The 26735-nt window shown below is 35.0% G+C and carries 18 protein-coding genes; 10 read left to right on the forward strand and 8 right to left on the reverse strand.

Annotation, left to right across the window (positions count from 1 at the left end):
• Positions 1-14: 14 nt before the first annotated feature.
• On the reverse strand, positions 15-575 hold the full coding sequence (locus ACFWDE_RS08055; RefSeq protein WP_377891362.1) for an HAAS signaling domain-containing protein: 561 nt from the start codon (positions 573-575) through the stop codon (positions 15-17).
• Between the two features lie 462 nt (positions 576-1037).
• Here ACFWDE_RS08055 and alsS point away from each other — a divergent pair, with 462 nt between their 5' ends.
• Entirely contained in the window at positions 1038-2726 is a 1689-nt protein-coding gene (alsS, locus tag ACFWDE_RS08060) for an acetolactate synthase AlsS (protein WP_377891364.1), read from the forward strand.
• Between the two features lie 16 nt (positions 2727-2742).
• Positions 2743-3501: an alpha-acetolactate decarboxylase gene (gene alsD / locus ACFWDE_RS08065; protein WP_377891366.1), complete on the forward strand. Its 759-nt coding sequence runs from the start codon at positions 2743-2745 to the stop codon at positions 3499-3501.
• 39 nt (positions 3502-3540) lie between these two features.
• Here alsD and ACFWDE_RS08070 read toward each other — a convergent pair whose 3' ends face one another.
• From ACFWDE_RS08070 to ACFWDE_RS08080, 3 genes are all read right to left on the reverse strand, one after another.
• Positions 3541-3699, reverse strand: a complete 159-nt coding sequence (locus tag ACFWDE_RS08070) for an IS3 family transposase (RefSeq protein WP_377891393.1) — start codon at positions 3697-3699, stop codon at positions 3541-3543.
• A gap of 83 nt (positions 3700-3782) precedes the next feature.
• A complete protein-coding gene (locus tag ACFWDE_RS08075) occupies positions 3783-4652 on the reverse strand; it encodes a cation diffusion facilitator family transporter (protein WP_219917278.1) in 870 nt (289 codons plus the stop codon).
• A gap of 238 nt (positions 4653-4890) precedes the next feature.
• Positions 4891-5505 (reverse strand): DNA-3-methyladenine glycosylase, encoded by a 615-nt coding sequence (locus ACFWDE_RS08080; protein ID WP_377891369.1) that lies wholly within the window; start codon positions 5503-5505, stop codon positions 4891-4893.
• Positions 5506-5639: 134 nt separating this feature from the next.
• Here ACFWDE_RS08080 and ACFWDE_RS08085 point away from each other — a divergent pair, with 134 nt between their 5' ends.
• Together ACFWDE_RS08085 and ACFWDE_RS08090 are read left to right on the forward strand one after the other, a co-directional pair.
• Entirely contained in the window at positions 5640-6512 is an 873-nt protein-coding gene (locus tag ACFWDE_RS08085; RefSeq protein ID WP_377891371.1) for a Cof-type HAD-IIB family hydrolase, read from the forward strand.
• Positions 6513-6904: 392 nt separating this feature from the next.
• Positions 6905-11401, forward strand: coding sequence for a SpaA isopeptide-forming pilin-related protein (locus tag ACFWDE_RS08090; RefSeq protein ID WP_377891373.1), 4497 nt, complete (start codon positions 6905-6907; stop codon positions 11399-11401).
• A gap of 133 nt (positions 11402-11534) precedes the next feature.
• Here the strand turns inward: ACFWDE_RS08090 and ACFWDE_RS08095 are convergent, their stop codons facing one another.
• Positions 11535-13238 carry an S-layer homology domain-containing protein gene (locus ACFWDE_RS08095; protein ID WP_377891375.1) on the reverse strand — a complete coding sequence of 568 codons (1704 nt, stop codon included), beginning with the start codon at positions 13236-13238 and terminating at the stop codon, positions 11535-11537.
• A 259-nt stretch (positions 13239-13497) separates the two neighbouring features.
• On the opposite strand from ACFWDE_RS08095, the gene ACFWDE_RS08100 reads away from it, so the two are divergent.
• The 3 genes from ACFWDE_RS08100 (at position 13498) to ACFWDE_RS08110 (ending at position 19940) form a co-directional block, all read left to right on the forward strand.
• Complete coding sequence (locus ACFWDE_RS08100) at positions 13498-14988, forward strand: coproporphyrinogen III oxidase (protein ID WP_377891377.1); 1491 nt, start codon at positions 13498-13500, stop codon at positions 14986-14988.
• 286 nt (positions 14989-15274) lie between these two features.
• On the forward strand, positions 15275-16831 hold the full coding sequence (locus ACFWDE_RS08105; protein WP_377891379.1) for a fatty acid--CoA ligase: 1557 nt from the start codon (positions 15275-15277) through the stop codon (positions 16829-16831).
• Positions 16832-17411: 580 nt separating this feature from the next.
• Positions 17412-19940 carry a Cna B-type domain-containing protein gene (locus ACFWDE_RS08110; protein ID WP_377891381.1) on the forward strand — a complete coding sequence of 843 codons (2529 nt, stop codon included), beginning with the start codon at positions 17412-17414 and terminating at the stop codon, positions 19938-19940.
• A 247-nt stretch (positions 19941-20187) separates the two neighbouring features.
• On the opposite strand, the gene ACFWDE_RS08115 is transcribed toward ACFWDE_RS08110, so the two are convergent.
• Positions 20188-20793, reverse strand: a complete 606-nt coding sequence (locus ACFWDE_RS08115) for a DedA family protein (protein WP_377891383.1) — start codon at positions 20791-20793, stop codon at positions 20188-20190.
• Positions 20794-20992: 199 nt separating this feature from the next.
• Positions 20993-21625 carry a GNAT family N-acetyltransferase gene (locus ACFWDE_RS08120; protein WP_377891385.1) on the reverse strand — a complete coding sequence of 211 codons (633 nt, stop codon included), beginning with the start codon at positions 21623-21625 and terminating at the stop codon, positions 20993-20995.
• A gap of 79 nt (positions 21626-21704) precedes the next feature.
• Here ACFWDE_RS08120 and ACFWDE_RS08125 point away from each other — a divergent pair, with 79 nt between their 5' ends.
• On the forward strand, positions 21705-22553 hold the full coding sequence (locus tag ACFWDE_RS08125) for a MerR family transcriptional regulator (RefSeq protein WP_377891387.1): 849 nt from the start codon (positions 21705-21707) through the stop codon (positions 22551-22553).
• A gap of 149 nt (positions 22554-22702) precedes the next feature.
• On the opposite strand, the gene ACFWDE_RS08130 is transcribed toward ACFWDE_RS08125, so the two are convergent.
• Positions 22703-23173, reverse strand: coding sequence for a hypothetical protein (locus tag ACFWDE_RS08130; RefSeq protein ID WP_016103847.1), 471 nt, complete (start codon positions 23171-23173; stop codon positions 22703-22705).
• Positions 23174-23406: 233 nt separating this feature from the next.
• Here ACFWDE_RS08130 and ACFWDE_RS08135 point away from each other — a divergent pair, with 233 nt between their 5' ends.
• Together ACFWDE_RS08135 and ACFWDE_RS08140 are read left to right on the forward strand one after the other, a co-directional pair.
• Positions 23407-24876 carry a SulP family inorganic anion transporter gene (locus ACFWDE_RS08135; RefSeq protein ID WP_377891389.1) on the forward strand — a complete coding sequence of 490 codons (1470 nt, stop codon included), beginning with the start codon at positions 23407-23409 and terminating at the stop codon, positions 24874-24876.
• A gap of 334 nt (positions 24877-25210) precedes the next feature.
• Entirely contained in the window at positions 25211-26731 is a 1521-nt protein-coding gene (locus tag ACFWDE_RS08140; protein WP_377891391.1) for a putative polysaccharide biosynthesis protein, read from the forward strand.
• Positions 26732-26735 lie beyond the last annotated feature (4 nt).

Raw genomic sequence — 26735 nt, forward strand, 5'->3', positions numbered from 1 at the left:
TCCTTTTTCATTCATTAATATCTTTGTAAAATGGCAAAATTCCACTTTAAATACTTTACTAAAATTGAGTATACATGTTTTATCATTTGGTAAGATATCACAGAAATTAGTAAACCGATGCAAAAAGCTATGAACATACTATATACATCTGAATAACTGATTTGATGAAATCCTTTAAAAAATCCTAATCCTAGTAATAAAATAGGTGAAATGATTAACAATGGTGTGGCAATTATAAGTGCTAGAAGAATCGGTAATAGAAAGAGTAATAAGAAAAAGGCGATAATGATAAATATAAAGTTTAAAACACTTAAGCTCATAACAGAAAATATTGCTGTTATAATATTTTTGAGGCTTCGTTTCTTGTCAGCGTTGCTTATTGCATATGTAACATTAAGTTCTTTAGCGATAGTTTTAGGGTTTCCTAGCTTTTTAGAAATTTCTTCTTCAGATTTTCCGTCCTGTTTACCGCTAATAAAATGAGTTTCGTACTCCGAGATAATATCTTTCTTTTCTAAATTAGGCATATTTCGTAGGGAGGACCTAAGTTGTTCTAAAAATTCACTTTTGTTCATTACAATCACTTTCCTTTATAAAATGATTAATCACATCTGGGAATCTTATCTGTTTTTGAGTAAATAGCATAACCTTTCTGCACCTTTTGAAGTGTATATATTTACGGGATATATACTAATCTAAATTTGAATTCCAATTATTGGGTATTCAATTATTTACAAATATACCACTTACTAGTGTTTTTTACAAGGTACTATAATATTGTTAATACCATGAATAGGTGAAAGTCTTTTTATATATTTCTAGAGGAGGATATCAGAATGGTATTTTAAGATAAATAAAAGATTGTAAGCGCATTCCTTAATAATTGTCAAAACACTGTCAAATTCATATAGTTGGAAAAATAATGCATTTGTACTATAATGATAAACAAGATATATTACACTATGTTAATTAATGTGGTGAAGTATATAAAATAAAAATCTTTATTACACACATTATGAAATAAAGGGATGATTAGTTTGAGTACAGGTGTAAAAGCAAACGACGTGAAAACAAAAACAAGAGGAGCAGATCTTGTTGTTGATTGTTTAATTAAACAAGGTGTTACACATGTTTTCGGTATTCCAGGAGCGAAGATTGACTCTGTATTTGATGTACTGCAAGAAAGAGGACCAGAGTTAATTGTTTGTCGTCATGAGCAAAACGCAGCATTTATGGCAGCTGCTATTGGTAGATTAACAGGGAAACCAGGCGTATGTCTTGTAACTTCAGGACCAGGGACATCAAATTTAGCGACAGGTCTTGTTACTGCGAATGCGGAGAGTGATCCCGTTGTTGCTTTAGCTGGTGCAGTTCCGCGTACTGATCGCTTAAAACGTACGCATCAATCTATGGATAATGCTGCACTATTCGAACCAATCACAAAATATAGCGTAGAAGTAGAGCATCCTGATAATGTGCCAGAAGCACTGATAAATGCATTTCGAAGTGCTACTTCCACAAATCCAGGAGCAACTTTAGTAAGTCTTCCTCAAGACGTTATGACTGCAGAAACGACTGTAGGGTCTATCGGTGCGCTTTCTAAGCCACAGCTTGGAATCGCTCCCACATATGAAATTACATATGTAGTAGAAAAAATTAAATCAGCGAAATTACCAGTTATTTTACTCGGTATGAGAGCGAGCACAAATGAAGTGACGAAAGCGGTTCGTGAATTAATTGCGGATACAGAGCTTCCTGTCGTTGAAACATATCAAGCAGCTGGAGCAATTTCACGTGAGTTAGAAGATCATTTCTTTGGCCGCGTTGGATTATTCCGTAACCAACCAGGTGATATTTTACTAGAAGAAGCGGATCTTGTTATTTCTATCGGTTATGACCCAATTGAGTATGATCCGAAATTCTGGAATAAACTTGGGGACAGAACGATTATTCATCTTGATGATCATCAAGCAGATATCGATCATGATTACCAACCAGAGCGTGAATTAATTGGTGATATCGCTTTAACTGTAAATAGCATTGCGAAAGAATTACCAAAACTTGTACTATCTACGAAATCAGAAGAAATTTTAGAACGATTGCGCGCGAAATTATCAGAACAAGCGGAAGTTCCAAATCGTGCTTCAGAAGGTGTTACTCATCCACTTCAAGTCATCCGTACACTGCGTTCTTTAATTGGTGACGATACAACGGTTACGTGTGACATCGGTTCCCATTCTATTTGGATGGCGAGATGTTTCCGTTCTTATGAACCACGTAGACTATTATTTAGTAACGGTATGCAAACGTTAGGTGTTGCACTACCTTGGGCAATTGCCGCTACTTTAGTTGAACCGGGCAAAAAAGTTGTTTCCGTGTCAGGTGATGGCGGTTTCTTATTCTCTTCAATGGAGTTAGAAACAGCGGTACGTTTAAACGCACCGGTTGTACATCTCGTTTGGAGAGACGGTACATATGATATGGTTGCGTTCCAACAAATGATGAAATATGGTAGAACATCAGCTACAGAGTTTGGCGATGTTGATCTTGTGAAATATGCAGAAAGTTTCGGTGCAATAGGTCTTCGTGTTAATACACCAGACGAATTAGAAGGTGTATTGAGAGAAGCGTTAGAAGCAGAAGGCCCTGTCATTGTTGATATTCCAATCGATTACCGTGACAACATTAAGTTAAGTGAAAAACTATTACCAAATCAATTAAATTAAGATGGGCGTGAGTGAGATGAGTGTTGCACAAGTAATTGATATTGATGCGAAAAGAACGAAAACGAATAATGAAGTATATCAAACTTCAACGATGCTTGCGTTATTAGATGGTATATACGATGGTGTTATTAACTTTGAAGAATTGAAAGAGCGCGGGGATTTCGGCATCGGTACATTTGATCAATTAGATGGTGAAATGATCGCATTTGATAATGAATTTTATCATTTACGTTCAGACGGCTCCGCAGAAAAAGTAGAACCGGAAGAAACAACACCGTTTGCGACTGTAACATTTTTTGAAAAAGAAATGAGTTATACGGTAGAGCGTCCGATGAATCGTGAAGAAGTGGAAGCATTATTACATGAATTAATGCCAAGTAAAAACTTATTTTATGCAATTCGAATGGACGGTACGTTCCGTGAAGTAAGAACGAGAACCGTTCCAAGACAAGAAAAACCGTATACGCCGCTCGTTGAAGTGACGAAATCACAACCAATCTTTTCATTTAAAAATACAGATGGTACGCTAGCTGGATTTTGGACACCAGATTACGCGCAAGGTATTGGTGTAGCTGGTTTCCACTTACATTACATTGATGATGAAAGAAATGGGGGCGGACATGTTTTCGATTATGTTGTAGAAAACTGTACGATCCAAATTTGTCAAAAAGCTCATATGCATTTAGCACTTCCGGAAACAGCTGATTTTATGACTGCGGAATTATCGAGAGAAAATTTAGAGAGTGATATCGCGACTGCGGAAGGTGCGGAGTAAAGGGACCTCTGTTAAGTAGATAGTATTTAAACAGCACAATTAAACAACCTGAGTTCTATATTTATATGGACTCAGGTTGTTTAATTTCTTTTGGAATCTTTGTTGATTATAAAAGTATATATATTTGCGCAGGGCAAGTTTAACCTCATCGGCTTTACAGAAGAGAAGAGTATAAATGAAAACACTTTGATTTAAAATGGCTGAAGCAGTTTTCTATACAAGCATTATCCCAATCGCTTCTCTTTCGAGACATACTTGCTTTCATCTGATATTTTTTTAATTTATTTTAATGAAATTTCATGTTCTGGTTCCAAATGGATTATTATATGAGCACGTTCAAATTGTTTTATAATATTTTCTTCAATTCGATCACATAATCTATGTGCTGTTTCAATGTTGTAGTGAGATGAAACGACAAGGTGAAAATCTACGTATTCAGTTGGACCTGAACGTCTTGTGCGAAAATCATGAAATTCAATATATTCATCTTTATAAGATTCAATAATTTTTATGATTTTTTCTTCTTCTGCGGGTAATAAGCGTGCATCAACTAGTGGAGGGAAGGATTCTTTCATTAATTTGTAAGCTTCAAACATAATATAAACAGCTAAAATTATCCCAATAATCGGGTCTAGAAAATACCATTCAGTTAAGCTAACTAGAAATAAGCTAATTGCAACACCCAATGAAGTATAAACATCTGTGAGTAAATGTAGTGCATTAGATTTCATTGCAATAGAATTTGTTTTTTTAGCAGTTTTGTTAACAATTCGTGATACTACAAAATTGATGGATGCTCCTATCAACATCACGAATATTCCTAAAAATGGAAGTTTAATTGGTTCAGGATGTATTAATTTAAGAATACATTCATAAATGATCCAAAAACCAGCTACAAAAATTAGTAATGTTTCAATAGTTCCAGAAATATTTTCTATTTTTCCATGTCCATAGGGGTGTATTTTATCAGCTGGTTTATTCGAAATTCGGACAGAAAAGAAAGCGATGATTGAAGCTAATAAATCTAATGAGGAATGAATAGCCTCGGAAAGAATGGCTACTGAACCAGTAAATATACCAACAACAACTTTTAAAACAACAACAAAAGAATTACTTAATACTGATAAAAAGGCTACTTTGGATGAATTCATTTTTATATGTTCCTCCTAGCTCTTATAATTTACCTTTTTTATGTTATCAGTTCAAAATACAGTGGGTCTATAGCAACCTTTTTGTAAAGGACAATGAAATTTGAAATCATTTCAATATGTTTCCCTTGGGCATAGTTGATTATTAATCAAAAAAATATGATTATTCATTAGTGAACAGATTAATGTGCTTTCTTTGTATTGTTTACTATAGGGGGGCCTATCATTTAAGCTCCCCTTTTTATTTTGAAACAAACGGATGCCCCTCATAATAAAACCGCCACGGATAATGTACAGCTTCTTCTGCATAATCGATGTTAATACGAGGTCCTGCCGTTATTTTATATTGTGATGATATATGTTCTTCTTCTGGAACGAGTTCAATATGTAACGTATCACTTTGAAGTGATACGCCGCGCTCTTCTAAAGTGATTCCGAGTGCGCGGCATAGTTTTCCAGGGCCATTTGTTAAGTTTTTATACTGAGTTTTCGTAATGTCGATTTTGTTGTAGCGCGCTAGTGTCATTTCTTCGATTCCGTCTACAGGTTCAAGAGCACGAATGAGAACTCCTTGCGGGGTGCCGATTGGTGCTGTAATTACGTTAAAGCAATGATACATACCGTAAATTAAATATACGTAAGCATGTCCTGGTGCGCCGAACATTACTTCCGTTCGATTAGTCCGTCTGCCTCCGTAACTATGAGCGGCCTTATCATCTGGACCTTTGTATGCTTCTACTTCTACAATAATTCCGCTTCGCTTTATGTCGTCTACAATATGAACGAGTTTATGTCCGAGTAACTTCTTTGCGACCTCTAACGTATCGCCTTCATAAAAAGAAGGTGGTGCCTGCATTGTACTATCTCCTTTGCCAGTCGTATATGTATATAGTAAACCAAATTTACAGCAGTAATTCTAACTCGTTCTATTTACTACATTTATTTCATAAATTATGGATAGAGTACAACAGCGAAGAGGGGGAGTGCGACATGATTTATCGCTTACTAGCTCTTAATATAGATGGGACACTACTATACAACAACGGAAAAATTGCCAAAGGGTTACGAGAGACAATTGAATTTGTGAAAAGAAAAGATGTATACGTTACATTGTTTACGAGTCGCAATTTTCAATCTGCTCATAAAATAGCGAAGGCGTTAAAATTAGATTCTATATTAGTTACACACGGTGGAGCTTTCGTTTCAGCATCGTTAGATAAACCGTTCGCTCAAAGGAGATTGTCTGAAGAGAAAACCTTTAATATCGTGCAAGTGTTAGAGCATTTTGATTGTAATGTTCGCATTTCTCATGAACGATATTCAATTGGGAATCGTGAGAGAAATACACCAAACTTAATTGCGCGTACTGTATTATCAAGCGCAGATCCGTTATTTTATCCGGTTCAATTTGTAGATTCGCTAGGTGATGCACTGCGTGATCATCCAGTAGCTGCACCAAAAATTGATATTGTTTTCCATACGAAAGGTGAAAGAGAAAGAGGGATGAATACGTTAAGAAAGGCATTTCAAGATGTAGAGTACGTCGAGTGTGATGAGAGACGTATAGAAATTCTCCCTCAAAATATATCAAAACTACGTGGTTTACAATTACTTGGGGAGCATTTAAATATTAACCTTAGTGAAATGGTTGCGATTGGAGATAGCATAGAAGACTTAGAGGTAATTGAAAATGTTGGGCTCGGGGTAGCAATGGGGAACGCTCCTGTAGAATTAAAGCAAGCCGCAGACTGGATTACACGTTCTAATACTGAGAACGGCGTAGAGTATATGATTAAAGAGCATTTTCGTAAGCAATTCCCGCTTCCTTTTTTAAAGAATCATAAACATACACCGAAACAATAAAAGGAAAACGTAGCTTTTGGGCTACGTTTTTTGCCGGTTTTATTTTAAAAATGAAAGCGTTCCACAAGATGAATTGTGTCTGAAATTCATACAATTAACTTGAATCATTTAGAAAATTGCTGTAAAGTGGATGATGTTGCCAAAATAGTTACACCACATGAAATATTCTTCAGATTAATTTTATTGGGCTCCCGTACGTAAAAACATTTCCGCATGATAGTTTAGTTCACGTATTATTTCAAAAATGAATTGTAGTAATTTTATTAATTAGTTGTAGAGTTTCTTTGTTTTATTTAAATGGATTATTTTAAGATAAGGTGAGTAAGACTTGGTACATATGAAATGTGCTTCTTTTTCTGGTTTTAGGAAGTTTAAAAGGGGGAATGAATTTCTTGAGGAAATCATTTAATCAAAAAGTAAAAAAAATAAGTAGTAGTTTTATAGTTGTATTACTAATATGTATGAATTTTTTAATCCATTTACCATTTAAAGCAGAGGCAGCTACAACAGAATTAAAAGGTTTAGGTGATGTATCTTATTACAACGCCATCATTTTTGGAGATCATAGTGCAACGAGTGCGGATATTGAGGGTGCAATGGCTATTCAAAAGAATATGAATGCATCAAGTTATACAGTCGTAGCGGCTGCAACTGGAGCGAACAACTTAGCTGGAGCAACATGGGTAGATGAAGGATATCCATCATTATTACTAGGTGGTCAATTTACGAAAGCGGGAACAGGACAAGTAATTATCCAAGATGGAACAGTGGCAATGACAAAAGATGGTGACCCAGAAGGAGTAATGAAATCATCATATGACCGCATCTCTTATAAAGAGCAAGCAGAGATTGATGCTAAGTTTAAAGAATTTAGAAAAGACGTTGATGGTGTAATTGGAGATGCGAGTCAATTACATACTGATAAACCAAAAGCAAATATGACCTTTGGGATCGGTGAAGATGTAAATAACCCTAATATTTACGTTTCTTCAGGCCAAAATGGAAAGAAAACATTTGATGTAAAAGACGTTTTTCTTCCGAATGTAGATAATAAAGACTTTATTGTTATTTATTCAGATGCAGAAGAAGTGAATTTTGGTGGCGGTGCAATTTTGTATGATACAACAGATAAGGGAGGGTTCACATTAGTTAATACATCTCAACCATATGACCCTAATTCCTTTTTTACTGAGTTAGCTAGTAAAGTCATTTGGGTGTTCCCTAATGCTACAAAGATAACAACTAAAGGTTATGGTGTAGTAGGTAGTGTGTTTGCACCTAATGCTGTTGTAGAGACAAAGGGCGGTTCTATTAATGGACAAGCCTATGTTGGAGGATTACACCAAAGAGATGGATTTGAGGTTCATAACTTTAAATTCGACTGGCCAAAATGGAATAAGCCAGCAGCTGAAAAAGGATATTTACAAATTAAAAAAGTTGATGAAAACGATGAAAACATTGTTTTAAAAGACGCAAAATTTGATGTTATAGACAAAGATAATAATGTTGTAGCTACTGTTACAACAAACGAAAAGGGTATTGCGGAAGTTAAAGATTTACCACTTGGTGATTATTTTGTAAAAGAAATTAGTGCACCAGAAGGATATATAAAAGTTGATACACCAGTAAAAGTAACAATTAATAAGACAAACGTAATTGAACTTGTTATGAAGAATACGAAAAAAGTAGAAACTGGCCAATTTAAATTATTGAAAAAAGATAGTGAATCAGGTCAACTTCTACCAGGTGCAAAATTTGATGTTATAGATAAAGATGGGAATGTTGTGGAAACAATCATTACAGACGATAAAGGTGAGGCTTTATCCAAACACCTTCCAGTTGGAACATATACATTAAAAGAAGTTGAAGCGCCAAAAGGTTATGAACTATCATCTAGCTCAGTTCGTGTTGATGTAGCTGCTAATAAAACAGTGACTGTAGATGTGTTGAATAAACAGATCGTTGAAAAAGTAACAGGTCAATTTGAAATCGTAAAAGTAGATGCGAATGATAAAACGAAGCTATTATCAGACGCAGAGTTTGAAGTGTATAAAGATGGTGAAAAAATAGATACATTACGAACAGATAAAACAGGTAAAGTAATCTCTAAGAAATTAGAACCAGGAAAATACACATTAAAAGAAACGAAAGCACCACAAGGATATAAATTACTAAAAGAAGAAATTGAAGTCGTTGTGGAAGCAAACAAAGTAGTACAAGTACAAGTAGAAAATGCGAAAGAACTAGGAAGCTTACAAGTAATCAAAAAGGATGCAGAGAGTGGAAAAGTTCTAGAAGGCGCGGAATTCAGACTGAAAAACGAAACTGGTCAAGTAGTTGGAGAAGCGAAAACAACGAATAAAGATGGTGTTGTGACATTCGAAAACGTAGTGCCAGGAAAGTACACGTTAGAAGAAACGAAAGCACCAGAAGGCTACAAAGCAGTAGAAGTAACAGTGGAAGTAAACGTTGTAGCAAATGAAGTAGTAAAACAAGAAGTTAAGAATGAAAAAGTAACAGGTCAATTTAAAATTGTGAAAGTAGATGCGAATGATAAAACGAAAGTGTTATCAGGTGCAGAATTCGAAGTGTATAAAGATGGTAAAAAGGTAGCGGAACTGAAAACAGATGAGAGTGGAAAAGTGATGTCACCGAAATTACCATTAGGTGAATACACAGTGAAAGAGACGAAAGCACCAGCGGGCTATAAACTTTCTAATAAAGAATGGAAAGTAACAATTCAAAATGAGAACGAAATAGTAAAAATAGAGGCAGAAAACGAAAAAGTCTTAGGTTCTCTACAAATTATTAAGACGGATGATAAAGATCAAGCGAAACGTTTAGCAGGCGCAGAATTTACATTGAAAGATGCTAAAGGATATGTTGTAAAAGAAGGAATTACAACAGATGAGTCTGGAACTGTTAAAGTAGACGGACTAGTGCCAGGTGAATATACGTTAGAAGAAACAAAAGCACCAGAAGGTTATGAGTTAACAAAACAAGTAATTCATGTAACAGTAGACGGTGAAAAAGTTGTTGATGTAGAAGTAACGAATAGTAAGAGCCTTGGTCAATTTGAAATCATAAAAGTAGATGCGAACGATAAAACGAAGCTATTATCAGACGCAGAGTTTGAAGTGTATAAAGATGGTAAGAAAGTAGAGACGTTACAAACAGATAAAACAGGTAAAGTCATCTCTAGAAAATTAGAACCAGGAAAATACACATTAAAAGAAACGAAAGCACCACAAGGATATAAGTTGTTAAAAGAAGAACTTGAAGTCGTTGTGGAAGCAAACAAAGTAGTTGAAGTACCGGTTGAAAATACGAAAGAACTAGGAAGCTTACAAGTAATCAAAAAGGATGCGGAGAGTGGGAAGGTTCTAGAAGGCGCGGAATTTAGACTGAAAAACGAAACTGGTCAAGTAGTTGGAGAAGCGAAAACAACGAATAAAGATGGTGTTGTGACATTCGAAAACGTAGTGCCAGGTAAGTACACGTTAGAAGAAACGAAAGCGCCGGAAGGCTACAAAGCGGTAGAATTAAAAGTGGAAGTAAATGTTGTAGCAAATGAAGTAGTAAAACAAGAAGTATTGAATGAAAAAGTGAAAGAAAACATTACGGGTCAATTTGAAATCATAAAAGTAGATGCAAACGATAAAACGAAGCTTTTATCAGACGCAGAATTTAAAGTGTATAAAGATAGTAAGAAAGTAGAGACGTTACAAACAGATAAAACAGGTAAAGTAATCTCTAAGAAATTAGAACCAGGAAAATACAAATTAAAAGAAACGAAAGCACCACAAGGATATACATTATTAAAAGAAGAAATTGAAATTGTTGTGGAAGCAAACAAAGTAGTACAAGTACAAGTAGAAAATGCAAAAGAACTAGGAAGCTTACAAGTAATAAAAAGGGATGCAGAGAGTGGAAAAGTTCTAGAAGGCGCGGAATTCAGACTGGAAAACGAAAATGGTCAAGTGGTTGGAGAGGCGAAGACAACAAATAAAGATGGTGTTGTGACATTCGAAAACTTAGTGCCAGGAAAGTACACGTTAGAAGAAACAAAAGCGCCAGAAGGCTACAAAGCGATAGAAGTTATAGTAGAAGTAAATGTTGTAGCAAATGAAGTAGTGAAGCAAGAAGTATTGAATGAAAAAGTGAAAGAAAAAATCACAGGTCAAGTAGAAATTACAAAGATAGATGCTAATGATACAGATAAAAAATTAGAAGGTGCAGTGTTTGAAATTCTGAAAGATGGAATGAAGATAGACACATTAACATCAGATAAAAATGGTAAAGCAACTTCGAAGAAACTGGAACCAGGAGATTACGTTTTAAAAGAAGTCCAGGCTCCAGAAGGATATAATTTATCCGATAAGGGAATTGAATTTACGATTTCTAATGAGAAAGTAGAAGTTATAAAGCTTCAAATTACCAATGAAAAAGAAACAGGAAAAGGTCCGGAAAAACCAGGTGAAGGAACAGAAAAACCAGGTGAAGGAACAGAAAAGCCAGGTGAAGGAACAGAAAAGCCAGGTGAAGGAACAGAAAAACCGGGTGAAGGAACAGAAAAACCAGGTGAAGGAACAGAAAAGCCAGGTGGGGAAACAGGAACACCAGGTGAAGGAATAGAAAAGCCAGGTGGAGAGACAGAAACACCAGGCGAAGGAACAGAAAAACCAGGTGAAGGAACAGAAAAGCCAGGCGAAGGAACAGAAAAGCCAGGCGAAGGAACAGAAAAGCCTAACTTACCAGAAAAAGAACAAGGAGGTTCTAATAATCAAAAACTTCCAGCTACAGGGCATAATACGAATTACCTTCCATTTATAGGTGTAATTCTTGTGCTATTAGGAATACGTTTAAGATTTATGATTAAAAATAGTTAATAGATTTATAAAAGGCATAAGAGAAAAGGTTATCTCTTATGCCTTTTTATTTTATATAGAAGAAATAAGGTGAAAAAAGCTCTTGAAGAAAGATGAAAAAAACGTAGCTAAAACGCTACGTTTTTTTTCGTGTTTAAGCTTCAATCACGTTAAGCATTCTGTTTATAAATGCAGCTGCGTGAGCACGTTGTGATGGTCCTTTTGGTACGAATTGATTAAATTCATTACCTTTTACAATTCCATATCCATACACTCTTTGTACTTCTTCTTTAGCGTAAATTAAGTTTTGGTCTACGAATGGTAGTTCAACTGGTTTTGCGAAAATACCAGCGTGTTTTAGAGAACGATCAATCATAATAACAGCTTCTTCGCGTGTAATTGTAGTATTTGGATCAAATATATTATCGCCACGTCCGCGGATTATGCCTGCGCTTGCTGCACGATTAATACCATCTCTTAAAGATGGATGTACTTGTTCTAAGTCTGTGAAATTAGCATTTCCACTTGGTAATTGTAAAGCACGAGTAATTAATGTAGCAAATTCAGCACGCGTTACAAGACGTTCTGGGAAGTACTTGCCGTTCCCTTCTCCTTGCATAATGCCTCTAGCTGCTAATTGACGAATGTCTTGTTCATACCATCCACCTGTAATGTCATCAGTTACTGGATCTTTTCGGTTTTCCTTATAGTATGTTTCAGTTCCTTTTAAGAAAGCATCCCATTGTCCGCGTTGAATCATATACGCAGGGCAATTTTTTCCTGACCAAAATTGGTGTTTTTGGACCTTATCTAGAGAAATATTTAATTCGTTCATTAAATAAGCTGCCAATTTACGGGCATTTTCTACCGCTTTTTCATAGTTTCCATCTTCATTAACGGCAATTTCAATTCCGATAGATTCATAGTTTCCAGTTTTATTTCCAGCATGCCATCCAACTTCATTTACTGGAAGATGTTGATAAATTTCTTTATCATCTACTGTGAAATGCCAAGATGCGGCGCGATCAGCTGTTCCGCGTGCTTGACTATCTAAGAATTTTGCGTGATTTAGAGCATTGGCACCTTTCGCTGGATTAGCCGTTTCGTGAATCGTAATATATTTAGGGACCATCGGGTAGCCAGGGCGAATATCGTCATTTCCTTTTGGGACAATCATTTCTTTAAATGTAACGCCATAAATATTGTTTGTTTGTAGAGCATCTGGAGCTCTCAATAAACTACTTTTAGCAGAACGACCGTTTTTTAATAATGAAGCTTTTGTACCTTCAAATGTAGCATAAGGTGCATAAATCCATTTTGATGTTTCATTTATTTGGACTTTAAACCAATTTCCCGCTTGTTCAGTAGGAGTAATGACTTGTGGCTGTAGTTTCCCTTCTTCTTTAAACGATTGGAACGGAAGTGCATGTATGGAAGCTTCTTCTTTTACGATTAATTTTTGATCAGATAGTTTATGAATCTCTTGAACTTCTAAGCTATTATCATTGTTATTTACCCATCCAGCGCCAGCTGGAGTTGTTATGTAGTATGCATTCCCTTTTTTCTTTGTCGCCGTTACGACTTGTTCTGTAATCTCGATATTCGATTTGTTTTTTAAATCACTTGCGTCATATAATGAATGTTTTTTTGATGTGTATAGTAGGAATTGGCCAGTAACCTCGATATCTTCTTCATGAGTACTATGCTCTTTTACATGCTCTTTGATACTTTTAAAAACTTGATCCTCCGTATATACTCCGGCAGATTTTTCAGCACTCTCTGCAAATGAATAAGTAGGTGCAAGAACAGTTTGTAATGCAAGAGAGAGGGTTAAAACGCTATAAAATTTCTTTTTCATATTTGTTTTTAACACATTAGATTGTTGAATCTTGTGTTAATATTCCTCCTTTTTATATTGTATTTTCACTATGTGCCAATCTAGTACTAATAAATTTTAACAAGAGAAAATCATGATGTCTATACACATGAGGGATATTCATAAAAAGAGTTATTTGAAATAATAGTAAAAATGTAAGAGGAACAGGTAAAACCTTCTGTATTGACCTGCAAACGCCCTTCAAGTAAACTAAAGAGAGTTTGTAAATGAAAAGGTGATAATGTTGTTAATTTCAATTAAAACGTTACAAGATGATCGTTTTTTACGTCCGCTGCAAAATATTGGCGGCTTATTTTTTGAAGAGAGCAAGATAGGGTTTGAGCAAGAAGAAGCAAATCTTATCGTTGATATACAGATAGAAGGTAATGTGACAGCATCGGCTCGTTTAACAGATGTTGCGACTGGAAATGTATATGAAGAAACATTCTCTAAAGATTTATCTGCTTTCACAGAAGAAAAAGAACGTATGAAGCAAGTGAAACATGTTGTTTCTTATGTATATCTTTCTGTACTTCAACAGCTAACTGGACTTGAACAGAGCTGGGGAATATTAACTGGGGTACGCCCAACGAAACTTCTTCACAAACTGCTTCAAAATGGTATGTCAAAAGAAGAAGCACATAAAGAACTTCGTGAAAGTTATTTAATTCATGAAGAAAAAATTGAGCTTCTTCAGCGTATCGTTGATTGCCAATTAGCGGTTATTCCAGATTTATACCGTTTGAAAGAAGAAGTAAGTATTTACATCGGTATTCCGTTTTGTCCTACAAAATGTGCGTACTGTACGTTCCCGGCTTATGCAATTAACGGACGCCAAGGGTCAGTTGATTCGTTCTTAGGCGGGTTACATTATGAAGTTCGTGAAATTGGTAAGTTTTTAAAAGAAAAAGGTGTTACAGTTACGACGATTTATTACGGCGGCGGTACACCGACGAGTATTACAGCAGAAGAGATGGATATGCTGTATGAAGAAATGTACGAAGCGTTCCCTGATGTGAAAGATGTACGTGAAGTAACAGTTGAGGCAGGTCGCCCAGATACGATTACACCAGCGAAGCTAGAAGTGTTAAATAAATGGAATATTGACCGTATTAGTATTAATCCGCAGTCATACCATCAAGAGACACTAAAAGCAATTGGACGTCATCACACTGTAGAAGAGACAATTGAGAAGTATCATTTAGCACGTGAAATGGGAATGAACAATATTAATATGGATTTAATTATTGGTCTTCCTGGTGAAGGATTAGACATCTTTAAGCATACGTTAGATGAAACAGAAAAGTTAATGCCAGAATCGTTAACAGTTCATACGTTATCATTTAAACGTGCTTCTGAAATGACGCAAAATAAACGTAAATATAAAGTAGCAGGTCGCGAAGAAATTACTGCGATGATGCATGAGGCGGAAGAGTGGACGAAGAACCACAATTACGTACCATACTATTTATATCGTCAAAAAAATATTTTAGGTAACTTAGAAAACGTTGGGTATGCAATACCGACGCAAGAAAGTATCTATAATATTGTTATTATGGAAGAAGTACAATCGATTATCGGACTTGGTTGCGGGGCATCAAGTAAATTTGTTCACCCACAAACAGGAGCAATTACACACTTTGCAAATCCGAAAGATCCAAAATCATATAACGATGGCTTCGTGAAATATACAGAAGATAAACTGAAAATTTTAGAAGAGCTATTCGCGTAAGAAGGAGAAGGCTATCCCAATTTTGGGATGGTCTCTTTTTAATATAGGGGCTATTGTTGTCCGCTTTTGTCGGTAAATCGATATATTTTAAAAATCGCTGATATAAATTGAGTTGCGGTTGATATATTCGAAAAATCGCCAATATAATTTCATTTACCGTTAAGGGCCAAGGTTTGTAAAACTATGTCGATAATAATCAGAAAAATTAGTCATATTATTAGAGGACAATGTCTACTTATAGACGAAATGATAGATTTATGAAAGAGAAAAGGGGGAAATTGTTGGCATGTACATGACGATAGGGAGAATTTTTGATTTAGCAGTTGGCAAGTATCCAAATAAAGAGGCCTTAGTAGAACCAGAAAAAAATATTCGCTGGACATATAAACAGTGGGATGAGCAAATAAATAAAACGGCGCAAGCTCTATTGAAAGAAGGAGTAAGAAAGGGAGATTGTGTATCTGTTTACTTATATAATTGTCGTGAATTTGTAAACGTTTACTTAGCATGTGCCAAAATTGGGGCGATTTTTAATCCGATTAATTTCCGCTTAAAAGCAAAAGAATTATCGTATATCCTCCAAGATGCAGCCTCGAAAGTAGTTGTCTTTGAAAAAGCAGTCGAATCAACAGTTACTATGATTGAACGAGATTTTCCAAATTCGTCTTTTTGGTATGTAGAAGACGATGCACCTTCTTATGCTAGTTCCTACCATGAAAAAGTAAATGAAGCATCAGCTGAAAAAGTAGATATTGTAGTCGATGAAATGGATTATTGCTCTATGCTTTATACGAGTGGTACGACTGGTCATCCGAAAGGCGTACTACATCGCCATCGTGATATGGCTGAGCATAGTATGATTTGTACGTATTTCATAAAATATAACAGGGATAGCGCCGGACTTGTGGTAGCGCCTTTATATCACTGCGGCGAGTTAAACGCTGGAATCATACCGCGCATTCAAGTGGGCGGAAAGAATGTTATTTTACATCATTTTGATACGGAAACAGTATTACATACGATTCAAGAAGAGAAGATTACGACGTTTTTTGCTGCACCGACGATGTGGAATATGTTATTGCAAAAAGATCTAGCTGAGTATGATTTAACTTCGATGAAGATCGGTGTATATGGCGGGGCTGCAATGGCTCCGGCGCTAGTGAAGGAATGTAAAGAACGTCTTTATATTGATCTTGTTCAAATTTACGGAATGACAGAAATGGGACCAGTTGTTGCGTTTCTTGTAGAAGAGGATCAGATTACGAAAGCTGGCTCAGCAGGAACACCGTGCTTTAGCCATGAAATTCGAATCGTCAAACCGAACGAAGATGCACCGGCAGAGCCAGATGATACGTTACCTCCTTATGAGGTAGGCGAAATTATTTTGCGCGGTCCAACTATGATGGCTGGTTATCATAATCGAGAAGAAGCAAATGCAAAATCGATGTATAAAGGCTGGTATCATTCTGGTGATTTAGGCTACTTCGATAAAGACGGTTATTTATTCGTTGCAGACCGCGTTGATGATATGGTAATTAGCGGTGGCGTAAATATTTATCCTCGCGAAATTGAAGATTTCCTTCATAGTCACCCTGGTGTATTAGATGTTGCGGTACTTGGTGAGCCAGATGAACTATGGGGAGAGCGCGTAGTTGCGGTCGTTGTAAAGAAAGATGAAAATATTTCAGAAGCAGATTTAGAAACGTATTGTAAAGAAAGTGATGAATTAGCAGACTATAAACGTCCGCGTCATTACTTATTTGTAGATGAACTTCCGCGTAATGCGAGTGGGAAATTACAAAAATTTGTGCTGAGAGAGTCGTTGAAAGGCGCGAAAAACTAGGTGGTAGAGCGGTTGTCTATACAAACAAGGCTATCTTTCTTAATAAGGAAAGGTAGCCTTGTTTTTTTGATAATGATTAAAAGAAGTATGTATTTTCTATTTATAAACAGTTTGTATTGTTATATAAAAATATTTTTTGCTATTGTATTTTGATTTTAAATGTATATTAATCTCTTTAAATAAGGGTATGTTGAAATTAGGAGATAGATTTGATAGATATTGAAATAACATTTTTAGTGTGAGTGGAATAAAGTTATTAGAGGAGAATGTGGTGGAGTATATTTGAAGAAGAAAGATAATCAATCATCAGATGACCATATGAATAAAACGGTCATTCGGTGCATTTTGGTTACTACTATAATAGTAACAAATCGACGAGTGGATGAACAGTCTTGTAATGCATTTTTATAAGGACTAATATTTATTGTTGGCTGCCCAAAAGAGAAATCGAGTTAAAGTATGAATGCTTTAAGTTGTTTATCTTTCATTGATAAGTAAAGATAGTTTGATGCTGCAAATAATCTTTATTTTAAAGTGTGGTTTAGGGTAGAAAAATAAAGTAATCAAAGATGGAGGATTTATGAGTACATATTTAAAAAGAATATCTGTAATTTGTTTTATTTTTACTGTTATTATTGGACAAGTTTTTATGCCTATTATAAGTCATGCTCAAGAATTAAACACAACAGGATTTGTTGATAGTTTTGCATTTGAAAAAACAAAATTAAATTACGGGGACAAGACTAGCATACATGTAAACTTTAGTGAAAAACCCGGAAAGAAGATGAAGTCTGGGGATACATTAACGTTAGCACTTCCTCCAGAATTAAATGGATATAGTGGAACGATTCCCTTAAAGGATGAAAAAGGGCGCGTTTTTGGTACTTGCCAGATTAATAAAAATAATGTGGTCTGTACGTTTAATGATACAGTAGAGCAGCTTGAAGATATTAGAGGGAAGTTTAGTTTTACTGTTCAAGGTACTAATGTAGAAGTTGGAACAACGAAAGATGTACAAACGAATTTAGGAACAAGTTTAGAAAAACAAACGGTAAGCATTACTCACCCAAAAAGTGAGGGGCAAGAGCCTGGGTACTTTTTCTATAAATCTGGTGATATTCAGCCAGATAAAAGTAATGAAGTACGCTGGTTTCTAAATATAAATTTGAAGAAACAATATTTACATGACAATATCGTTTTGAAAGATACATTACAAGAAGGTCAAATGCTTAATAAAGACAGCTTTACTATTAATATTAGTAATAAAGAATCTTTGTCTCTTAAACAATTTCAAGAGCGAGGTTATGGATATATTACATTTGCTAGTGATAATTCATTTGAAGTCGTGATTTATAGACATATGGGGAATGCTAATTCATTTACTGTTGCCTATACATCAACGATTACTGATGCCGGGAAAAAGTTAAAACATTTACAGAATGACTATAAACTTAATTATCAAATCTTATATGAGAAGCCTACTTCTGAATCTAATAGTGTAAAGGTTGAAAATATAGCATTCGATGGCGAAGTTGAAGGGAAGTTACCTGCAAAAGGAACGCTGCAAATTGTTAAGCATATTGAAGGAAACGAAGGGAAAGCTATCCCAGGTGTTTCTTTTAAATTGTACACAGAGTCAGGTCAGCAAATCGGTGATTCCTATACAACAAATCAAGACGGAATAGTTGAAGCGCCAAACCTTTCTCCAGGTAATTACTATGTACAAGAAATTTCAGCACCGAACTATGTAGAGTTTGATCCGCAAACGAAAATCCCTTTTACAATTAAGAAGGATGATGTAACTGGAATAAAACTTATGGTTCCAAATAAGTTGAAAACTACATCTATTGCAGGAACGAAAACGTGGGAAGGCGACAAAGTAAAAGATCGTCCGGAAACAATTAAAGTAGATTTACTGCAAAATGGTAAAGTCATTGCAACGAAAGCAGTTACTGGAGCAAATGATTGGAAATATGAGTTTGAAAAGTTACCAGCAGTTGATAATGATGGAAAAGCTTATAAGTATGAAGTGAAAGAACAACCTGTATCGGGATATCAATCGAAAGTTAACGGATATAATATTACGAATATAAAGATGCATGAAGCAACAGAAGTAGAAGAGCAAGGGGAAGTAGAAACGACAGAAGAACTGGAACACTCAGCAAAACCGGAAGAACCAAAGGTGACAGAAGAATCGAATGTTCTTGAGAATCCAGAGGAGAAAGAAAAGCCGGAAATCTGGGTGAAACCAGAAGAAGAGAAAGTTGAAGAAGAAACAACAGAAGAGTTAAAAGAAGAAAAGCCGGAAGAGCCAAAGGTAACAGAGGGGCCGAACGAACTAGAGAAGCCAGAAGTTACAGATAAACCGGAAATCTGGGTGAAACCAGAAGAAGAAGAAAAGATTGAAGAAGAAACAACAGAAGAGTTAAAAGAAGAAAAACCGGAAGAGCCAAAGGTGACAGAAGAGCCGAATGAGCTAGAAAAACCAGAGGTAACAGAAAAACCGGAAATCTTAGTAAAACCAGAACAGGAAGAAAAGATTGAAGAAGAAACAACAGAAGAAATAGAAGAGTCATTAAAACCGGAAACACCAAAGGTAACAGAAGAACCAAATGTGCTAGAAAAACCAGAGATAACAGAAAAACCGGAAATCTTAGTAACACCAGAACAAGAAGAAAAGATTGAAGAAGAAACAACAGAAGAAATAGAAGAGTCATTAAAACCAGAAACACCAAAGGTGACTGAAGAACCAAATGTGTTAGAGAAGCCAGAGGTAACAGAAAAACCGGAAATCTTAGTAACACCAGAACAGGAAGAAAAGATTGAAGAAGAAACAACAGAAGAAATAGAAGAGTCATTAAAACCGGAAACACTAAAGGTGAAAGAAGAAGCAAATGTGTTAGAAAAACAAGAGGTAAAAGAGCAACTGGAAGTATCAAATAAACAAGATGTACAAGATAAAGTAGAAGTACCATCTAGTAAAGAAAATAATAAGCAATCAAAATTACTTCCTCAAACAGGGGGAGCATCAACTGAATCTACTTCTATTTTTGCAGGTATGTTCGCATTAATTTTGGGAGCAAGATTGTTTAGACGCAAAAAAAATTAATGGTGAGAGTTAGTTCGGAAACAAAATGTATGTGAAAAAGCGGAGACAATGGGTCTCCGCTTTTTATTATTTTTGTGAACAGCTAAGTGGGAGCCTTACTGCCCGTAAATGCCCGATTGGTGAGGGCTAATAATCAGTGGAGGATGCACAAAACCCCTACTGATTAAAGTTTCACTTTATTATTTGTGTAATCAGCTAAGCTGGATAATACTTATGGATGAATGATTTTAATAACATGCTGCTCGTTTTAATTTAGATTTTTTATAAACACATGCTTTATTTTTTTGCGAAATCGGGTGATTAGCGTAATGATAATAATACCGAAGATAATTTTCCAAATGTGTTGTTCAAGTACCATGAATATATCTTCTAAGTTTTCCCCTAACCAGTAACCACCGATTAAGAAGAAGGATACCCAAAATAGGGCGCCTGAATAAATTGTCATCGCAAAGCGGCGAAACGGTAAGTTGATAATTCCTGCAAAGTATCCTGTAAAGTGGCGAACGCCTGGAATGAAAAAGGCGATAAAGATTAGAAAATATCCGTATTTATCAAACCACATTTTCGTTAAATTAATTTTCCGTTCTGTTAAAAATACATATTTCCCGTACTTTTGAATGAAAGGCATGCCGAGTTTATTTCCTAAAAAGTATTGGAATGTCATACCTACGCTTGTCCCAATAAAAGATAAAATAATTAAAATTGGTAAACTTAAATCACCTTGATGTGATAAAAATCCTGCATAGGCTAATGTCGGCTCTCCGGGAAACGGAAGAGCAATATATTCTAAAAGTAACCCAACAAGTACTACATAATACCCATATTGCTGAAATAATTCGTGAATCCATTCCATGTTGTGCGCTCCTTTTTACATTGAAGTTGTTACATATCTTCCTCTTTTTCGCACTAATCGAACTGAAACAATAGTAGTAGAAGAGTTTGGCTGGAGGATTTAAGCTAGTATGATTTTTTGATAACCATTCGCGAGTGATATCATACTTAATATAGCTCTTTGCTAATTAGCAAAGAGCGTCGAAGTGTAAATATTACTATTAGTTAAAGTCATAGCGGTATAAAAATATGTTGAAATCTTCTTCTTTTGGTCCAAAATTAACTGCTTTTTCTTGTATACGTTGGAAGTTTTGTTTGTCATAAAATCCATAGTTGCATTCATTATCTGTATATAAATATAAAGATGTAACAACTTCTTTTGTCATGTATTGGAATAAATGATTTAATAAAGATTTCCCAACTCCAAGACCTCTAGATTCTTCGGATACGATGAATAATTGTATACAGCCTTGAAAATGATCTTCTTTTCCTTGAATTAGTTCTTTATATGTTTTTTGAACTTTTATAAATGCTTTTAAAAACCCTCTATTCTCTTTATTAGTCATGAATAGTTTCAGCGTGTTAAAGGCAAAGCTAACAGTATTATGGAATCTCTTTAAACGATTTTTATCTTTTTCGGAATCGCCTAAAATGACACCGATAATTTTATTATCTTTTTCAGCTACCGTACTAAAGGAACTTCCTAAAATGCAACTGTGTAGGTAGAAGTTTAATAGTGAATTTAAAAATTTTTTATCTGTAATGAATTCATTAAATCCAAATGCCTCACCAATTAAATGTTTTATAGGCTCATAGTCTTCCTTAACAAGACTTCTATATTTTACTGTGTTCATAATTGTATACTCCCTTTATCAATATAAATGACTTATTATAAATAGTAAGGTCTCCTCTAAGGGGAGAGTCAATGGTTGTGTGAGAAAAAATATGAGGGAAGAGATTCAAATGAAAAAAATATTTTCTATTGGAGAAGTTGCAAAAATAAAGGATATAACGATAAAAGCGTTAAGGTACTATCATAAGATGGGGATTCTTATTCCGAAACATATTGATGAATCAACAGGATATAGATATTATTCTATAGATCAATTCATTCACATTGATATTATAAAAAGCTGTAGAGAGTTGAACACCAGTATAGTAGAACTTCAAGAGATCTTTAAGGAATGTGATACGGATAAATTGCTGCAATTTTTACAATTAAAGAGGGCGGAAGCGGAAGAACATATAAAGAAAATGAAAGAGGTAATTGAAACGATTGATGACTTAAATGAAAAAGTAGGGAGTTCACAGGAAATATTAAAAAATGATGAAGTGTGTATTCAGTTCTTTGAACAGCGTTATGTCATTGTGGCGCCTTGTAAAGAAGTGGGGAGTTTACAAGAGTTACTGTATTATTCTGATTTAGAGAAACTTATTCAAGATTATGAAGAGAAAATGTCAATGGAAATGGGTATTCTATACAATGTCAATGAAAAGTGGGATGTAGAACCAAAGTATGTTTTTAATAAAGTACAAGATCATGTACATATGGAAGAGATGCAAAATATAAAAGTATTACCGGGCGGGAAATATGTAACATTAGCGTATAGTAAAGAAAATGAAGAAGAACGTAGAAATAATATAATTAAATATACAAAAGAAAACAATATAGAAGTGGAGAGTTTTATTGAAGTAGAGTTAGTTAATGATTTTTTTAATACGGAGTCTTATAGTTGTCAAATTCAAATTTTTATAGGGGATAGTGAGAATAAGAAGTTTTGATTCCATGAATTTAGGGATGGGACTGTCCGAAAGCTTAACTCTCATTATAGCGACTTAAATACAAAATACAACAATGATAGCCTACCTATTAATAAAAAGAAGGCCGTCCCAAAAAAATTGGGACGGCCTCATGAGTAGTAAGGAACGTATTATTTACGTGAGAAACCTTCTTCATCAAGGTATTCCGCAGCTTCTGGATAAGAGTTGAATGTACCGTCTAAGTTTACGCCAGCGTAAACATTCCACATGTCATCCTCTGAGATAAGAGTAAGAATATGACCATCTTCGTTACGCCATTCCTCTTCGGCAGCAGGTTCCATTGGTGCTACAATTTCCTCTTGCTCCTGTGATAGACGTTCAATTACTTTTTCAATTAATGAACGCAGTTCTTCTTCTGAAAACTCACGGATGTTAATCATGCCTTTATCATCTGTTTTATAACCTTTAATGAAGTTTGCATATACAAATCCGTTTCCGTTTGGATGTAAATGATATACAACGTTCTTTTTATCTAAACGACTTTCTTCAAAGTGAAAGTTTACGCGTTTTAATGATACGTTCTTTCTTTCTAATTCCGGGAAAGATTCAATAATTGATAATTTTTCTTCAAAAGTTAGCATAGTGCCTCCAAGTATATAGTAAAAGATTTAATTTGTTCATTATAGCATAGTCAAGTTTGTTTCCAAAGGTAGATTTGTCATATTGCTGTTTTTTAGTTTGACTTGGGAAGGCTATTTATAAATGTAGACGTTTACTTCACGAGACTGTAAAGAGTTTTTTATAAATACGCTAACGAATGATTTGTTTTAGATGTACAATGGAACGTGGACTTTATACAAAGGTGGTTATTTATATGTTTCAAAAAATAGCAAAGGAATGTTTAGCAGGGTTTACTGTTGCGATTGTTGCTTTGCCGCTAGCAATTGCATTTGGTATTGCCGCAACGGGAACGTCTGAGGGAGCGCTGGCCGGATTGTATGGTGCGATTTTTGCAGGTTTGTTTGCGGCGTTATTTGGCGGTACACCGGGGCAAGTAACGGGTCCTACTGGGCCGATTACAGTTATTGCAACAGGCGTTATTGCAACTCACGGATTAGAAGCAAGTTTTATTGCATTTATGATGGCAGGGTTATTTCAAATCTTATTTGGTGTATGTAAGCTCGGCTCTTACGTTCGTTATATTCCGTATCCTGTTGTTTCAGGATTTATGAACGGAATTGCACTGATTATTATTTTAGGTGAAATGAAGCACGTACAAAATAGCTTTCTACTTGTGTTATTAACGATCATTGTAATGATTGTTTCTGGAAAATGGATTAAGGCCATTCCATCAAGTTTAGTAGCATTAGTAGGTGTTACAGTAACGTTGCCGTTATTTTCTTCTATGCTACAAGGAATTACAGTAAACTTACCAGTTGTAGGAACTCTTTCTTTAAATAAGATGATTGAAAAGATTGGTGCAATTCCAGAGGCGATGCCATCTCTTCACGTACCGGCTTTAGACGCAAATGGCATGTTAGCACTTGTATTACCAGCACTTAGTATTGCTTTACTAGGATCAATTGACTCATTATTAACGTCTGTCGTAATGGATAATGTGACGGGGACACGTCATAAAAGTAATAAAGAGTTAATCGGACAAGGTATTGGTAATATTGCGAGCGGTTTGTTCGGCGGATTAGCAGGAGCAGGTGCAACTGTAAGGTCTATCGTGAATATAAGAAGTGGTGGTAAAACAGCACTTTCGGCATGTATGCATAGTGTTATATTATTTATTTTTATTATGGGGCTTGGTTCGGTCGTACAATACATTCCGCTTGCTGTATTATCAGGTATTTTAATTTTAACTGGTATTGGAATGTTCGACTGGGAAAGTATGAAAAAGATGCATGTCGCTCCTAAAGGTGATGTCGTTGTTATGTTCGTAACGATGATTGTCACAGTGAAGTTCGATTTAATGATTGCTGTTGCATTCGGTATTATTCTTTCTTTCATTATATATATGGTGAAATGTAAAGAACGTAAAACTTCTATCGTAAAAGAAAGAGAAGAAATGTACACGATTCAAGGGCCGCTCTCTTTTCTATCAGTAGATCGTATTTTCTCTACTTTACAAGATGTGAAGTCGCCGGTTGTTTTACGTATGAAAGATGTGCGTTATATGGATGTATCAGGAGCTATGGCATTATTAAATTTTGTTGAGCAATCAAATAAAGCAGGGGCAAGTGTAAAGCTTGAGCAAGTACATCCGAGTATTGAAAAAACAATTGTAGTAATGGCGAACGATGAACAGAAAGAACAATTGAAAATCTTAAGTGTTTAGATGGTAATTAGAATATCTCACAATCTTACATAAATTATAATGTAGAGTTGTGGGATATTCTTATAATGTTTTTAGTAATATGTATCGCAGTGATAGAGAAGAAGAGCTCTTTTGAGTAACAAAAAAGGTTATAATGTGTATATATATAATGGAAGGAATTAGAAATTGAATTATGAAGAGATAGGCGTAAACTGATTCTCTTTTCTATTTTGAAAAAAAAACCAAGTATTCAACCTATAATAAATTTGTTATGATAACCAATGGGGTAAAATGAATCCCTATCGTTTAAAACAATATGTTTGAGAGTATATGTATAAAAGAAAAGAGAAAAAATATGAATAAAAAGTTTGTAAAAGGAGCAGCAATTTTAACAATTACAACTTTTTTGTCGAAATTGCTTGGTAGTTTTTTTCAAATTCCATTACAAAATATTGCAGGGGATGAAGTGCTCGGTATTTTCCGACTCGTTTTTCCTGTATATATGATTGCTCTTACATTATCGGTAGCCGGAGTTCCACTTGCGATTTCGAAACTAATTGCAGAGTTGAACGAAAAAAATAAGCAAAAAGAAATTGCGAAATTATTTACATCAGCGTCAATTATAGGGATAGCATTTGGCGTTTTCGGATGTTTAGTCATTGCATTATTTTCTATTGAAATTGCAAATATGCTTGGTGGACAAGAAACTAGAATGCCGTTGCTTATTACTTCATTAGCATTACTCATTGCGCCATACATGGCGGTTTATAGAGGGTATTTTCAAGGTTTCGGTGATATGAAACCAACAGGAATATCGCAAGTCATTGAGCAATTTGTACGTGTGCTTTTTATGTTAATAATTGCTTACATACTAGTATCATGGGATAAGAGTAATACTGTTATTACTAGTGGTGCGATGGTTGGATCTTTTCTTGGAGCCATTAGTTCGCTTATATATTTGCGTATAAAATATAATAGAAGTCCATACTACAATAAAAGCAATTCCTATTCGCTCCGAGATTTAAGAGAAAACGGGAAAAAGATATTACGGGTATCGATTCCGATTGCTATCGGAGCTTTATCAATGCCACTTTTAAATTTAGTAGACTCGCTTACAATACCGCATGTATTACAAGGATCATCAACAGAAATTCAAGAACAATTTGGAATATACAGTCGCGGTTTTGCATTTACGCAAATAATTGTTATTTTTGCAAGTGCAATTGTATTTCCGTTAATACCACTCTTAACTTCCGCATTGGCCAAAAGAGATATAAATTTGGCGAAAATAACAATTCAAAATACAAATCGACTAGCGCATGTTTTGACAGCACCATTAACAATATGGTTGATGGCATTAACAGTACCTTTAAATGTCGGATTGTTCACAGACATAAAAGGCAGTAGTATGTTAACAGTTATGATTGGCAGTTCGTATTTTACTGCGGTTATGGTATTATCAATAGGTGTTCTACAGGGGATTAATCGTTCTGAACAAGCTGCATGGATTGTTATCGGCGCAAGTTGTGTGAAAGTCGTGTTAAACATTATGTTAGTACAGAAGTTTGGCATAGATGGAGCAGCGTATAGTACATTAATTACTTACGTATTGATTTGTATTGTAAATCATTTGTATATTCGAAGCTATATTGCCTATTCTATTCATGTAAAAAGCTTTTTTGGTGTGCTAGCAATAGCATGTGTTTTGGGACTAGGATTGTATGAACTATGTAATATGATAGATGTTACATCTTCAAGAATTATGACGTTATTATTCAGTGGTATAGCATTAAGTATTGCAACTATTTTGTATGGTGTATGTGCTTTGAAATTAAAATGGATAGCAATAAAAAAAATACCATTTTTGAAAAGATAAATAT

The organism is Bacillus sp. NPDC060175, assembly GCF_042728695.1.
GTDB lineage: Bacteria > Bacillota > Bacilli > Bacillales > Bacillaceae_G > Bacillus_A.